We start from the raw sequence: 14,536 nt of genomic DNA, 5'->3' as shown, positions 1-14,536 counted from the left end.
CTAGATCACAGCACTATGTATGCTCCGCTGATGGCGAAGCATACAGTCGCGATGTGAAAAACGTGTGCCGCAAGTCGGGCAAACGTAGGGCTTTTCTCCGGTATGGGTGCGCATGTGAATATCCAAAACACTTTTCCGGGCAAAACTTGCGACACAAGTCGAGCACTTATAAGGCTTTTCTTCGGTATGAGTGCGCATGTGCGCCTTCAAATGAGACGATTGCGCAAAATCTGCCTCACAAATTAGGCACTTATAAGGCTTTACTCCGGTATGTCTGCGCATGTGCTCCTTCAAACTACCCTTTTGCGCAAAGCATTTGTTGCATAACTCGCAGCTGTACGGTTTTTCACCGGTGTGGGTTCGCAGGTGGTTATCTAAATTACTTTTACCCGCAAATCTTTTGGCGCAACGCGGACAGCTAAACCGCATATTCCTGCCGTGCGCCTGCTCCCTCCCATCACCCGCAGCAGAGGTCGAGGGCTGGGGTTCTGCCTGACTCAGGACTGGCGCTGGTTGACTGGTACCGCGTATCGGCGACACCGGAGCCAAATCCGTCACAGGCGTAGATGCAGGTGGCATAGGCATGACGGGCTGTGGTGATGGGGGAGGTTCATGAATTTCGTCGGCTGGCAAATCATCCGGATCTGACGCCATATCCTCGCCAACCAGCGCAGCAAAGACTTCAAGGGTATCGGGGTAGCCTTCCAAGGCCTTAATAAACTCAAGCTGCGCGGTCTGACCAAACGATTGGTCATCGTCTTTTACTCGCCCATCTCTGTCGAAATAGCGCATCGGCGAATTCCCGACAAACCCATACCGATTCAACCCGTCCACCTCCCCCGCCGGGTCCGGGTTGAGCCAGCCGTGTTGCCAAGGCGCGTAGTACCGATAACCGTAGTAATACAACCCGGTGGCGTCACGCTCCTTGCCCGAGTAACCCTTGGTTTTATACGACGCCTTGGCGGCGTGATGTGCCACCCACCACGCCCGGCCACCAAACGGCAGATAGCCTTCGTCACTGATCACCGCGCCCTTTTCGTCCAGCTCCAGTTGGCTGGAGCCCAGGTGATCGCTGACGCTGTAACTCAAATAATCGTTGTCCACCCCGGTGGGCGGTGAGCCGACCCAATGCCGCAGCCGCACCGTGTTGCGCCCGGCTTCGATCTCCAGCACATGCCGCTCGGCGCCATCGGCGGTGCGGTGGATTTCCAGACCCGGCAGGTAGCGTACCTCGGCGATCAAGGTGCGGCGTGAAGTCAGTTCGCAGCGCACTTTGTGCAGGCGTTTGCCACCGCCACCGTAGCGATACAACTCGATATCGTCCGGGCCGTCTTCGCGGGTGACTGGCGACACCTGACTCAACTGATTACGCGCATCCCAGCGCAGCATTTGCCCGCGCAGCAAATGAAGCTGATTGCCGTTGCCGTCGAACTCACGGGTGAAATCCGGCGCTAGATCACCGTCGTGCACGATCACCCGGCGGTTGCTGGCCGCGTCCACCGCCCAACGCCGAGTGAACGGTTGCGCGCCGAGATGCCGTAATTCCAGCGGGTTACCGCCAGCGTCGTAATCGTATTCTTCGCGGTAGTTGACCAGCGCGTTCGGGTCGTTGGCGGCGCGGTAGACCTCTCGGCCGGTGGCGCAAATCAACCGGTACAGGCTGTCGTAGGCGTAGGTGCTGACGGGGTCGACACGCTGGTTCTTGAAATAGGTGGTGGTTTTGGCCTGGTCATCGATCCGCACCGGATTGCCGACCGGGTCGTAGGTGTAATGCAGGTTTTGCAGCAGCGGTTGACTGGGCAGACCGGTACTTAAGTGCAGCAGGCGCGCGTCTTCCGGGCTGAACTCGGCACGGGTGATCACGCCGTTGCCCGCCGTTTCCTGCTCGACCAGCCCACCAGCGTTGTAGCGGATCTCGCTGACCAGCGTCACCTCGGCCTCGCCCTGGCGCCGCAAGGAAACCGCGCGCAATTGCCCGGCGCAGGTTCGGCTGAACCGTCGGCAGTTAAGCTTGGCATCGGTTTGCGTCGCGACCTCGCCCAAGGCGTCATAGGTCCAGCGACTGTCGAAGCCGGGTGTGGGTTCGAGCAAGGCATTGCGGGCGTCGATTTCCAGCGGCCAATGCACTGGATCCAGTGATGACAGAAAATGACTGGTTTCCAGCAGCGGCAGGCCGCGCAGATCGAAGTCGGGCATGTGCCGGGTGGTGCTCGGGTCGTCGTGGCGGATCAACTGTCCGCATTGATTACGAGCGTTGCCGCCGGGGTCGCCGTATTGGAAGCGCTCGACCACCCGTGGTGTTTCGTCCTCAAGTTGCTCGGTCACCGAGATGGGACGCAAGCGTTGATCGTAGACGCGTTGCTCGGTGCTGCGACTGTCCCAGCGTTGCAGAATCTGACCCGCCGGGCCGTGCAGCAACAGGGTCCAGCCAGCATCGACACTGACGTTCAACAACTCAGTGCCGGACAACCCGCGAAGAGAGGTGCGGTTCGGCCCACGCCCCGCAGCCCCTAATCGCGGATCCACACGCGCCACTTCCCGTCCCAATGGATCAAACACCTGCCGGGTAATCTGCGACTGCGCCGATTGCCCCACCGCAGAACGGCAATAAGCCACCGCACGCACCGCCAGACGTCGCGGGTCAAAGACCGCGAGATCGGGAGTGTGGGTGTCCACGCCAAGGTTATTCATAAAGGTTGAATACCATGCGACGCGAACGGCGACTACTGACAGAAATAACAGGTCAATCCATGCCGATGCCAACAGCCGAGCGGATCCAAACCTGCGCATTGAAGTGATTGTGTATGCGGCAAGGAACTCCTGACGGCCGCCGCGCATCCTAAATTATGTGGTACTTCCATTACGCTTTCAGAGGACACCGTCATGCGCCGTCTGATCATCATTTCTTCCCTTGTGTTGTGCGTACCCTTCGGCTCGGCTTTCGCGGATGTGGATGCGGGCGATGTGGCCACCTCGGCCGGGGTTTCCGCTTCGCTGTACTCGACGTTCAAGGACGACAAACTCATGATCCCCGCCCGGGATGATGCCTCCAGCTTCGTGGCCAGTGGCGGTGCGATTCGTGGGGTGTATCTGGAGTCGGTCATGCAGCAGATCCGCCAGGACAATCCCGGACTGAACGCCAGCGATGAAGACCTCGCCAGAGCGATTCTGATCCAGGACGGTGCCGCTGCCGGGCAATGAAGGCTGAAACATTCGCGGTGGGGCTTGTGACACCTGACCAGGCGTTTACGGCCCTGCTTCGCTTGCCGGCTACTTTGCGCTTTCAGCGGATGAACGCGCCCACCCGGCAACGAGTTGTGCGTTGATGCTGACGCCACCGCACACCACGATCACCACGTCATGGGCATCGGCAATTGCCGGGTGGTCCAGATAGCCGATTGCCAACGAAACACCGCACGCCGGTTCAACCAGCTGGCGCAAATCGTTGGCGTAACGCACCACGCCCATGATCGCTTCGTCATCGCCGAGCACCACGCATTGGTGAGGAAAATCGAGGATGTGTTGCACCGGCCAGGCGGCCACTTGAGCCGCGCCGAGCGAGGTGGCAACGGTGTCGATGCGCGAAAGCCTGACCGGATGCCCGGCCTTGATCGCGGCCGAAAAAGACGCCGCACCCATGGTTTCGCAGGCGATGATGCGGCAATCCATACGGCCATGCCGAATCAATCCCGTAAGAATACCTGCCAGCAAACCACCGCCCCCCACCGACGTCACCAGCGTGTCGACTTGAGGGCAGTCCTCGAGAATCTCATCGATCATCGTGCTGTGCCCTTCCCACAACACCGGATGATCGAAGGCCGGCACATATTCGGTGTCTGCCCCTTTTGAAAGCTCCTTCGCCCGCTGATTGGCGTCGTCCCAGACCTTGCCGTGAACGATCACTTCGGCACCGGTTTTACGAATCCTCGCGCGCGTGCTTTCCGGGGTGGTGTGTGGCACCACGATGCAGGCTTGCAACCCCAGGCTGGCCGCCGCGACAGCGGTGGCGAAACCGGCGTTGCCACCGGAAGGACAGACCACCTTGCGCTTGCCCTCGGCCTTTGCCTGGCTGCACAACAGCCCCATGCCGCGCAGTTTGAACGAGCCGCTGGGTTGCAGGTTTTCCAGCTTGAGCCAGATCCGCCGAGTGGGGGTCGACAAACCCGGGTGCAGGATCAGGGGGGTTCTGATGTGAAGCATGTTGGGTTCCTCGGGCGCACACCGACGGGTCGAGTTCTTCAACCAGCCGGTGTTGCACGGTCCTTATCCAAGCTTAGATCACCCAGGCCCGAGCTTGCTGTTTCAACGATAACGCGGTGCCGCCGTGGAGTTGCCGAACAAGCCCGACAAGGTTTTGCGCTGGGCTTCGTAACGATCCCACTGCTCGCCATCGTGCAGGCCCGGAATGGTCACCACTTCCCCGCTCGCAAGCCCCACCAGCGCGGCGTCGACCATGTCCTCAGCGGACATCACGATCTCCTGCGGCAGGTTTTCCACCGGGTTGCCGGCCTCGCTCCAGAAGTCAGTCGCAGTGGCGCCGGGCAGCACGGCCTGAATACGGATGCCTTTATCCGCCAATTCGTGGTGCAGCGATTGGCTCAGGCCCAACACAAATGCCTTGGTCCCGCCGTACACGCCGTTGAGAATTTCCGGCGCAATCGCGACGATCGAGGAGATGTTGATCACGGTTCCGGTGCCACGGGCGACGAAGCCTGGCACAACCGCGTAGGCCAGGCGCATCAGCGCGGTGACGTTGAGGGTGATCATGTCTTCCATGTCATCCACCGGGCTGCCCAGCAGCGGCATCACGGCGCCGACCCCGGCGTTGTTGACCAGCAATGTAATGCTGGCGTCGTTACGCAGAATGCCTTCAACCCGGCGCAGATCGGCCCGGTTTTTCAGGTCGGCGGCGACCACTTCCACGGCACGCCCGGTTTCGTTGCTCAGGTGATTGGCCAGGGCGTTCAGTTTGGCCTGGCTGCGGGCGACCAGAATCAAGTCATACCCCTGACGGGCGAGACGGTCGGCGTAGACCGCGCCGATGCCGGATGAGGCGCCCGTGATCAGGGCGGTGCCTTTGGACGAGAGAGCCATGCTCAGTTTCCTTCACAGTGAGGCGAGGTGTTCGCCGGGTGTGAACAGTTATAAATTGACTGACGCTTGTCTCAAATGACGTTTAAAGTACGTTTTCAGGACATATCCTTTTGAGGAGCCGGCAATGACTTCCGTAGCGTTTGTGGTGTTTGAAGGCTTCCAGTCCATGGCGCTGGCGGCGATGCCAGTGTTCGAATACGCCAACTTCAGCGCTGGCGAGACGCTTTATACGGTGAGTGTGGTGTCCGAAGACGGCCGCACCCTGCGCGCCTCCGGTGGTTTGAGCGTTGGCACCGAGGCGTTTGGTGAACGGGTGTTCGACACGGTGATCGTGGTCGGCGGCGATGCCATTCTCGAGCAGGCGCCCGAGGGGGTATTGAATTACCTGCGCGGCAGCATCAAGACCGCACGACGCACGGCGTCGATCTGTTCCGGTGCCTTCGTGTTGGCCCAGGCGGGTTTGCTGGAAGGACGGCGGGCGACCACGCACTGGGCGTACGCACGGGAACTGCAGGCGCGGTTTCCATCGATCAAAGTGGAAGAGGATCGCATCTACGTGGTTGACGGTTCGATCTGGACGTCTGCCGGGATGACCGCCGGTATCGACCTGGCGCTGGCCATGGTTGAAAAGGATCACGGCGCCGAACTCGCCCGCGCCGTGGCGCAAAAGCTGGTGATGTACCACCGGCGCGCGGGCGGCCAGTCCCAGCACTCGGCGCTGCTGGAACTGGAGCCGAAATCCGACCGCATCCAGACCGTGCTCGGTTATGCCCGCGAACACCTCGCCGAAACGTTGTCGGTGGAACACCTGGCGGACGTGGCGAGCCTCAGCCCGCGCCAGTTCAGCCGGGCGTTTCGCGCCGAAACCGGGCAGTCGCCGGCCAAAGCCATCGAAAACCTGCGCCTGGAAGCGGCTCGACAGATGCTGGAACGCGGGCGGTTGACCCTCGATCAGATCGCCACCGAAACCGGTTTTAGCGACCGCCGGCGCATGCGTGAAGCCTTCCTCAGAGCCTTCGGCCAACCGCCGCAAGTAATTCGCCGCAACGCCCGAGCCGAGGTTCTGTAGGAGCCAGCTTGCTGGCGATTGGCTCTTGAGGCAGGTGGCGATTTTGAAAATGCCATCGCCAGCAAGCCGGCTCCTACAGGGTTCGGGACAATCCCCGTGTCCTCCGTTATATGCACCATTTGTAGGAGCCAGCTTGCTGGCGATTGGCCTTTGAGGCAGGTGGCGACTTTGAGAACGCCATCGCCGGCAAGCCGGCTCCTACAGGATTCGGGGCGTCTCTCGCGATCCTCGGTCACACACAAATTTTGTAGGAGCCAGCTTGCTGGCGATTGGCCCTTGAGGCAGGTGGTAATTTTGAGAACGCCATCGCCGGCAAGCCGGCTCCTACAATGAATGGTGTATTCGTTGAATGTGCGGGGTGACTATGAAGATCTCGGCCAGACTGGCGTTTTTCGCCATTGTCAGCACCCTGGCCTACCTCGGGCTCGCCGTATGGGGGCTCGGCGGGTGGGCCGCTTTTTTCTCTCACGGGGCGCTGGTGGTGGTTGTGTTGGCGACTCTGCTGATGACGGTCGCAGCGCTGTTCACCGAGGTCAACCTCAGCTCCGGCGAACGTGAAGACCGGGCCAATCGCTGGGTGCTGCCGGCCTTCGGGGTGATCGGGATAGCGAGCGGTTTTCTACCCGCCTACACCGACCGGATCGACTTCTGGACCTTCGGCGGCGAAGGCGTGCGTTGGCTCGGGGCGTTGGTGTTCATCATCGGCGGTGCGTTGCGCATGTGGCCGGTGTTTGTGTTGGGCAAGCGCTTCAGCGGACTGGTGGCGATTCAGCCGGGGCATCGCCTCGTCACAGAGGGGAGTTATCGCCGTTTGCGCAACCCCAGCTATTTGGGGACGTTGGTGATTGCGGTGGGTTGGGCGCTGGCGTTTCGTTCGGTGATCCCGCTGATTGCCCGCATCCACGCGGAAGAGGCGCTGCTGCGGACGCAGTTTGGCAGTGAATATGAGGCGTATTGCAGCCGTAGCTGGCGGTTGATTCCCGGTCTCTATTAACACCGCGGTCCTTGTAGGAGCCAGCTTGCTGGCGATGGTGTGTCAGCCACATTGATGTCGACTGATACACCATCGCCAGCAAGCTGGCTCCTACAGGGGGGCGGTGTTGTCAGGGGGTGAGCAGGCGGAGATGGCCGTCGGGGTCAACCTGGACGGTGACCGAGTCATAATCGACCATCGTCGCATGCGGCGTTTCGATCGGATGATCGTGAGTCGAGGTAATGATCAACAGGTCTGCCCCTGCAGCTTGCGCGGCGAGAATGCCGACGGTGGCATCTTCGAAAATCAGGCAATCAGTCACTTCAACACCTAACCGCCTGGCCGCCAACCGATAACCCGCCGGATCGGGTTTGCCGGCGCTGACGTCTTCCGCCGTGACCATCACTGCAGGTTCGGGAATCCCCGCCGCCGCCATCCGGCGAAGCGCGAGCGCTTTGGGCGCAGATGTCACGATGGCCCACTGGCTGGCCGGCAGCGACGTCAGGAAATCCGCCGCCCTGCGCACCTCGACAATTCCCTCGACATCATCGATTTCCGCTTGGGTAATCCACGCTGCTTCAGCCTCGGCATCGACACCCGGCAATGCCTGACGGTTGATGGTGTCAATGGCCCGGACGCCGTGAATGGTCGGCAGAAAAGACTCGACATCCACGCCATGGCGCAAGGCCCAGTCGGTCCAGATGCGCTCGGCGGCGGCGATGGAATTGAGGACGGTGCCGTCCATATCGAACAGAAAAGCGCGATAAGGCTTGTTTAAAACCGATGGTTGAGCTGACAAGGATGAGCGTCCTTTTGCAAGAGCCGGGCGAGTTTTGCCGAGCAATGTAGCATTGGCTTGTCCGCCGCGTGTTGTTTCAGCCAACCGTCTTCGACTTCAACGCACTTTCCACGCAATCGAGCAACTGCCCCAGCGCCCAGGGTTTCTTGATGAACGACACCTCATGCCGCACGCCGGAAGTCTGCGGCGTTTCGAAGCCGGACATGATCATGATCGGCTTGCCCGGCCAGCGGTCTCCGAACTGATTGGCCAGATCGGCACCGTTGAGTTTGCCGGGCATGGTGATGTCCGTCAGCAGCAACACCACCTTGTCTGCGTGCTGCTCCAGGTAACCTGCCGCAGCATCCGCACTGATCTGCGGTTCGACGGTGAAACCCTCCTCCTGAAGAATTTCGCAGAGAAACTCCAGGATCAGCGGGTCATCTTCAACCACAAGAATCAACCCGCCTGGAAGGTTCTCGCCCGCCGTCGATACTGGACACATGACTTTGCCACTCCCTGATTGCCGAATGAATTCGCGGGCTCAAATCCGCTGCCTACAGGTATGAGCAGCGGACTCGGCGGAAATTCATTTTTGATACAGGGAGTCGACGAAATCAGGCGTCCTGCAAAATCAGATCGGCGCCTTTCTCCGCCACCATCAACACGGCGGCATGGGTATTGCCCGACGTCACGTTAGGGAAAATCGACGCATCGACAATGCGCAATCCCTCAAGACCATGCACCTTCAACCGCTTGTCCACCACCGACCGCTGGTCGTCTGCGCCCATCGCGCAGGAACCGCACAGGTGATAAATCGAACCGCTATTTTCGCGGAAGTACTGCAGCATCTGTTCGTCGGTTTCGACGACCGGCCCCGGCAGCACCTCTTCCACGGTGATGTTTTTGAGTGCCGGCGCCTGCATGATCTTGCGCATCAGGCGGCTGCCCTGAATGACCTCGTCAATGTCCTTTTGCGTGCTCAGGTAATTCGGGTCGATCAACGCCGCGTCACGGGGATTTTTCGAAGCGATTTCAATGTGCCCGCGACTGGTCGGCCGGCATGGATTGAAGCACAGCAGGAAACCCGAATACGGTTCAGGCTTGAGGCTGGCCTTGTTGTTTTTCGGGATCTGGTACGACAGCGGGTTGAAGTACAACTGCAGGTTCGGGTTGGCCTGCTGCTCGTTGCCCCGGAAGAATCCGCCGGCCTGATTGACGCTCATGGCCAGTGCGCCCTTGCGGGTGAACAGGTACTTGAGGCCCAGTTTGAACTGACCGAACAGCGAGCTCAGTTGATCGTTGAGCGTCTCGATGTTGGCCTTGTAGTAGTAACTGGCGCACAAGTGGTCTTGCAGGTTCTGCCCCACCGCCGGCAGGTGTTTGACCAACGGGATATTGTGCCTGGCCAGCAGCGCCTGATCGGCGACACCGGACAGCTGCAGGATCTTCGGCGTGTCCACGGCACCGGCGCACAGGATCACTTCCTTGTTGGCAGTGAAAGTGCGCACAACGCCGTGCTGGGTCACGGAAATGCCGGTCGCCCGGCCGTTATCGAACACCACACGATCCACCAGGGCGAAATGCTCGACCGTCAGGTTCGGCCGGCTCAATGCCGGGTGCAAATGCGCGAAGCTGCTGGAACAACGCTGGCCGTTGCGAGTGTTGACGTCGTAGATGCCCGAGCCTTCGAACTTCGGCCCGTTGAAGTCGTCGCTGTGTGGGTAACCGAGTTCGTCGCAGCCCTTGAGGAACACATCGCAGATCGGATGGGTCTGGCCCTTCATCGGCGTGATGCTGATCGGGCCGCTGCCGCCGTGGTATTCGCTGTCGCCCAGCGGATGGTTTTCCAGTTTGCGGAAGTACGGCAGCACGTCCTTGAAGCCCCAGCCTTCATTACCGTTGGCCGCCCAATCGTCAAAGTCATGGGCCTGGCCGCGAACGTAGATCATCGCGTTGATCGAACCCGAACCGCCCTGGACCTTGCCGCGCGGAGCATAGATTTCGCGGTTGTTCAGCTGCTTTTGCGGCTGGCTGTAGTACATCCAGTTGAAGGTCGGGTTGTAATACATTTTTGCGAAGCCGACCGGGATCTTGAACCACAGGGAACTGTCCTTGCCGCCCGCTTCCAGCAGCAGCACCGAGTATTTCCCCGAGGCCGAGAGCCGATTGGCGAGGATGCAGCCCGCGGCGCCAGCGCCAGCGATGATGTAGTCATAAGTCATGCACGGTTACCGCGTAAGTCGTTGTACAAAAAAACCGCGCGCCCCCCTTGTAGGAGCGAAGCTTGCTCGCGAAGGCGTCGAGTCAGTCAACATTGATATTGGCTGGCCCGCCGCTTTCGCGAGCAAGCTTCGCTCCTACAGGAGAACTGCGGCCTCTCCTGTCAGCCCCTGGCTGGCGATGTGTCTTTGACGTCCGCCGGGGTCGGCGCCATTTGCAGGTGCAGACGCTCACCGGTGTATGGCGAATGTTTACGCACCACGTCCATGTTCAGCTCGACACCCAGGCCCGGCTCGGTGGACGGAATGATGTAGCCGTCCTCCCATTGCAGCGGTTTGGTCAGGACTTCGGCATGGAAACCGCCCCAGGTCATGATGCTTTCCTGGATCAGGAAGTTCGGCGTACAGGTGGCCAGCTGGAAACTCGCCGCCGCGCCAATCGGCCCGTTGTAGAGATGTGGAGCGATCTGCGCGTAGTAGGCCTCGGCCATGCTGGCGATCTTTTTCGCCTCCAGCAGACCGCCGCAACGTGCGACGTTCATCTGCAGAATCGATGCACCGCCAGCCTGCAGCAACTTGAAAAACTCGTACTTGGTGGTCAACCGTTCACCGGTGGCAATCGGGATGCTGGTCTTGGCCGCAACTTGCGCCATGGCCTCTTCCTGGCCCGGCGGTACTGGCTCTTCGAACCACAGCGGGTCGTATTTCTCCAGGCGTTTAGCCAGGCGAATCGCCGAGGACGGCACCATCTGCCCGTGAGTGCCAAACAGCAAATCGCACTTGTCGCCCACCGCTTCGCGGATCTTGCGGCAGAAGGTTTCGCAGCGCTCCAGCACTTCCAGGGAAATCTGGTGCCCGGAGTACGCGGTGTACGGCCCGGCCGGGTCAAATTTCACGGCGGTGAAGCCTTTGTTCATGTTCTCGATGGCGCATTCGGCCGCCAGGTCCGGGTCGTCGTAGTCGTACTCGCCCTTGCTGTTGACCGGGTACAAGTAGGTGTACGAGCGCAGGCGTTCGTGGACCTTGCCGCCGAGCAATTCGTAGACCGGCTTGTTCGCCGCTTTGCCGATGATGTCCCAGCAGGCCATCTCCAGGCCGCTGACCACACCCATCATGGTCAGGTCCGGACGCTGGGTGAAACCGCTCGAATAGGCCTGACGGAAGAAGCGTTCGATGTGGTGTGGATCGTGGTTGAGCAGGTAGCGTTCGAACACGTCTTCGATGATCGGCAGCATGGCTTTCGGGCCGAAGGTTGCGGCGTAGATCTCGCCCACGCCTTCGATGCCGCAATCGGTCTTGAGCTTGACGAACAGCCAGTACATGCCACCGATGTGCGGTGGCGGTACGGCAACAATGTGGGTTTCAAGGGCGACGATTTTCATCTCAGGCACCTGTCTTGTTCAAAGATTGACGATTGATTCGGGCACGCAGGGTCAGGGCCGCCAGGGTCCCGAGCAGGCCGACGAACGCGATGTAGCCGAAATACAGCTTGTAACCAAAGGCACCGGGGAAATGTTCGGTGAGGTAGCCGTTGATCAAGGGAATGAAGGCGTCGGGCAAGTAACCGACTACCGAGACAATGCCAATCGCCAGGCCGGTGATGCGCAGCGGAATGTTGCAGGTGTCGAGGATCGCCCAGTACAAACCGCGAATGGCGTAGGTCATCAGGCCGATGAAGATCACCGTGCCGATCAGCAGGCCCATGCTGTTGAGCGCCGGGAACACGATCAGGCCGACCATCGCCAACGTCGCGAAGAACAACGCCACGATCAGCACCGAAATGTTCGAGAACTTGTCACCCAGCCAGCCACCGCCGATGCCACCAATCGGGCGCATCCACAGCTTGATGGTGGTGATGGTGCCGGCCATGACCGCCGTCATGCCGCCGCCCTGCAGGTAATCGGAGAAGCTGTAGGTGGCCCAGAAGATGTGATAACCGCAGAACACGATGGCCGTCACCAGCCACAACTCGGGGATTTTCACCAGCGTGGCCAGGTCGCTGAGCAGGTTGTACTTGCCCTTCTCCACCGCCGCCGTGTCTTCCATCGACTTCGGGTCCTTGATCAACACCAGCACACAGCCGATGGCGATACAGGTGAAGGCGTAGAGGTAGACCACGTGTTTGAAACCTTCAGCGGCGGACTCGCCACGGGTTTCGGTGGCGAAGGCAAACAGCCCCAGCGCAACGGTCGCCAGCAACGCTTCAACCAGGCCGCGACCGCCATCGAGGATGCCAAAGAACCGGCCTTGCTCAGTGTGATGGGCAATCATCTTCACGCGCTTGAGCACCGAGGCCCAGAACGTCAGGCCGGTGGTCAGCCCCCAGCAACCGAAGATGATCATCAAGCCGGTCAACGATGGCGCGGTGGAATACCACAGGCCCAGGGCACCGGTGGCGACCAGCGAGAAGAAGATCAGGAAACGCGGGGCAATGCGGTCGGCCAGCCAGCCGCTGGGCAAGTAACTCAGGAGGAAAATCGTGCCGAGCATCGAGTACAGATAACCCAGTTCGCTGTGGTTGATCTGGAACACTTCGAGCATGGTGGTCTGGTAGACCTGGCGCAGATAGAGGATCGGGTAGATCGCCCCGGCGGCCAGCACCAACAGCATCAGCTGGATGTAACGACTTCCCTTGTCACTGTGGATTTTTGAACCCGCGTTCGAACCCTGAACAGCGGCAACAGTGGTTGCAGGCTTGGACATCTGTGAGACCTCGGGCAGCCCGGTGGTCCGGGCGCCCCAAATAATTGTTTTTATGGGTGTGGCGTGAGGCGTGTTGCGGGTGGATCAATACTTCATGACCACCAGACGGGTCTGGGTAAATTCGAGCATGCCGTGCTTGCCGTCATCGCCGCCCAGGCCCGAGCGTTTCCAGCCGGCGTGGAAGCCCTGATACGGGTCAGCCGGGGTGCGATTGACGTACAACTCGCCGGCCTCGATGGCGTTGGCGACTTTCATCGTGGTGCGGTAGTTCTCGGTGTACAGCACCGACGACAGCCCGAACTGATGGTCGTTGGCCATGGCCAGCGCTTCGTCGATGTCGCGGTACTTGAGCACCGGCAGCACCGGGCCAAAGATTTCTTCCTGGATGATTTCCATGTCCTGACGGCAACCACTGAGCAGGGTCGGCGGGTAGAAATGGCCTTTGCCTTGCGGGATAAAACCGCCTGTTTCCAGTACAGCACCGTCGGCGACAGCGCGCTCGACCATGGCGTGGATGTTTTGCTGCGAACTGGCGTTGACCAGTGGCCCCATAAAGGCGGGATCCAGGGCGCGATCGCCGAACTCCACGGCGCTGATTTTTTCTTTCAGCAGGCCAAGGAATTTCTCGTAGACGCTTTCCTGCACATAGACCCGCTCGACCGCCGTGCACAACTGGCCGCAGTGCGTGGTCTTCGACGCGATGATGTCGCTGGCCGCTTTTTCCAGATCGGCGTCGGCCTCGATGATCGCCGGGGTCTTGCCGCCCAGCTCCAGCGACGGTTTGGCGATGTTGGCCTTGCAGTAGTCGAGCACGATACGCCCGGCGTTGACGCTGCCGGTCAGGGTGATCAACCCCACGGCCTTGTGCGTGCAAACGGCAGCAGCGGTGGCGTGATCCATGGTCAGGATGTTGATCACCCCCGCCGGCATTGCGGATTGCTGCACAGCCTTGGCGATTTCGAACGCCGAGATCGGCGTGTTGTTGCTCGGGCGCACCACCACGGTGTTGCCGGCAATCAGCGCCGGGGCGATTTTGCGCAGCAAGGTGTAGACCGGGTAGTTGAACGGGATCAGGCACGCGACCACGCCAATCGGCTCGCGGTGCAGGAACAGGTTTTCGTTCGGGGTGTCGCTGGGAATGATCTCGCCTTCGATGCGGCGCGCCCATTCGGCGTGATAACGGGTGATTTGTGCTGCGTAGCGAGCTTCGTTGCTGGCGTCGGCGACACTTTTGCCGGATTCGGCGGCCAGCGCCTTACCAATGCTCTCGGCGCAGGCATCGAGTGCATCGGCAAACGAGCGCAGGTGTTCGGCGCGTTCGATGCTGGTGAGCTTGCCCCAGACTTTCTGGGCCGTGGCGGCAGCGTCGACCGCGTGGGTCGCTTCATCGGCGGTGGCCGCTGAAACATGACCTAAAAGCACTTCAGTCGCGGGGTTGTACACCGCGATCAGCGCTTCGCTGGCAGGTTCAATGAAGTGACCGTTTACAAAATTTCGCTCGAGTCGCATGTGCATCGCCCATCGTTGTTTTTATCCAGTGCTTGCAGTCTTGGCATCCGGAGCGGGTTGAACAAACGATTTATTGAGCGGTGCAACATTCGAAAAATGCAGGTTACCCATGTGAACGGTACGCGCCCCTGTAGGAGCGAGGCTTGCCCGCGAAGGCGGAGTATCAGGCAACATCAATGTTGACTGAC

The 14,536-nt window shown here is 60.3% G+C and carries 12 protein-coding genes; 3 read left to right on the top strand and 9 right to left on the bottom strand.

The features are described 5' to 3' along the window. On the bottom strand, positions 1 to 2,691 hold the full coding sequence (locus KGA97_RS21875) for a C2H2-type zinc finger protein (protein WP_223481481.1): 2,691 nt from the start codon (positions 2,689 to 2,691) through the stop codon (positions 1 to 3). Positions 2,692 to 2,883: 192 nt separating this feature from the next. On the opposite strand from KGA97_RS21875, the gene KGA97_RS21870 reads away from it, so the two are divergent. Beyond that, positions 2,884 to 3,201 carry a DUF2388 domain-containing protein gene (locus KGA97_RS21870; protein ID WP_008043507.1) on the top strand — a complete coding sequence of 106 codons (318 nt, stop codon included), beginning with the start codon at positions 2,884 to 2,886 and terminating at the stop codon, positions 3,199 to 3,201. A 69-nt stretch (positions 3,202 to 3,270) separates the two neighbouring features. Here KGA97_RS21870 and KGA97_RS21865 read toward each other — a convergent pair whose 3' ends face one another. Continuing rightward, positions 3,271 to 4,200 carry a pyridoxal-phosphate dependent enzyme gene (locus KGA97_RS21865; protein ID WP_008034623.1) on the bottom strand — a complete coding sequence of 310 codons (930 nt, stop codon included), beginning with the start codon at positions 4,198 to 4,200 and terminating at the stop codon, positions 3,271 to 3,273. A 102-nt stretch (positions 4,201 to 4,302) separates the two neighbouring features. Continuing rightward, a complete protein-coding gene (locus KGA97_RS21860) occupies positions 4,303 to 5,094 on the bottom strand; it encodes an SDR family NAD(P)-dependent oxidoreductase (protein ID WP_192496274.1) in 792 nt (263 codons plus the stop codon). 124 nt (positions 5,095 to 5,218) lie between these two features. On the opposite strand from KGA97_RS21860, the gene KGA97_RS21855 reads away from it, so the two are divergent. Both KGA97_RS21855 and KGA97_RS21850 read left to right on the top strand, forming a co-directional pair. Then, a complete protein-coding gene (locus KGA97_RS21855) occupies positions 5,219 to 6,163 on the top strand; it encodes a GlxA family transcriptional regulator (protein WP_223481480.1) in 945 nt (314 codons plus the stop codon). 364 nt (positions 6,164 to 6,527) lie between these two features. Then, positions 6,528 to 7,157: a methyltransferase family protein gene (locus KGA97_RS21850; RefSeq protein WP_223481489.1), complete on the top strand. Its 630-nt coding sequence runs from the start codon at positions 6,528 to 6,530 to the stop codon at positions 7,155 to 7,157. Positions 7,158 to 7,266: 109 nt separating this feature from the next. On the opposite strand, the gene KGA97_RS21845 is transcribed toward KGA97_RS21850, so the two are convergent. The 6 genes from KGA97_RS21845 to aldA all read right to left on the bottom strand — a co-directional run bounded on the left by KGA97_RS21845 (position 7,267) and on the right by aldA (position 14,348). Then, positions 7,267 to 7,935: an HAD-IA family hydrolase gene (locus KGA97_RS21845; RefSeq protein ID WP_223481488.1), complete on the bottom strand. Its 669-nt coding sequence runs from the start codon at positions 7,933 to 7,935 to the stop codon at positions 7,267 to 7,269. A 76-nt stretch (positions 7,936 to 8,011) separates the two neighbouring features. Beyond that, positions 8,012 to 8,419 (bottom strand): response regulator, encoded by a 408-nt coding sequence (locus KGA97_RS21840; RefSeq protein ID WP_223481479.1) that lies wholly within the window; start codon positions 8,417 to 8,419, stop codon positions 8,012 to 8,014. Between the two features lie 112 nt (positions 8,420 to 8,531). Beyond that, a complete protein-coding gene (locus KGA97_RS21835; protein ID WP_223481478.1) occupies positions 8,532 to 10,139 on the bottom strand; it encodes a GMC family oxidoreductase in 1,608 nt (535 codons plus the stop codon). Positions 10,140 to 10,300: 161 nt separating this feature from the next. Beyond that, entirely contained in the window at positions 10,301 to 11,518 is a 1,218-nt protein-coding gene (locus tag KGA97_RS21830; RefSeq protein ID WP_207286503.1) for a mandelate racemase/muconate lactonizing enzyme family protein, read from the bottom strand. A 1-nt stretch (position 11,519) separates the two neighbouring features. Then, the gene (locus tag KGA97_RS21825; RefSeq protein ID WP_223481477.1) at positions 11,520 to 12,839 is read right to left on the bottom strand and encodes an MFS transporter; all 1,320 of its coding nucleotides are present in this window, start codon (positions 12,837 to 12,839) and stop codon (positions 11,520 to 11,522) included. An 84-nt stretch (positions 12,840 to 12,923) separates the two neighbouring features. Continuing rightward, positions 12,924 to 14,348, bottom strand: a complete 1,425-nt coding sequence (gene aldA / locus KGA97_RS21820; RefSeq protein WP_223481487.1) for an aldehyde dehydrogenase — start codon at positions 14,346 to 14,348, stop codon at positions 12,924 to 12,926. Between the last annotated feature and the right edge of the window lie 188 nt (positions 14,349 to 14,536).

It is taken from the genome of Pseudomonas sp. BF-B-15, from assembly GCF_019946675.1.
In the GTDB taxonomy this organism is placed as follows: Bacteria; Pseudomonadota; Gammaproteobacteria; order Pseudomonadales; family Pseudomonadaceae; genus Aquipseudomonas; species Aquipseudomonas migulae.
The sequence above is the reverse complement of the archived record's forward strand: the minus strand, read 5'-3'. Positions and strand labels throughout refer to the sequence as shown.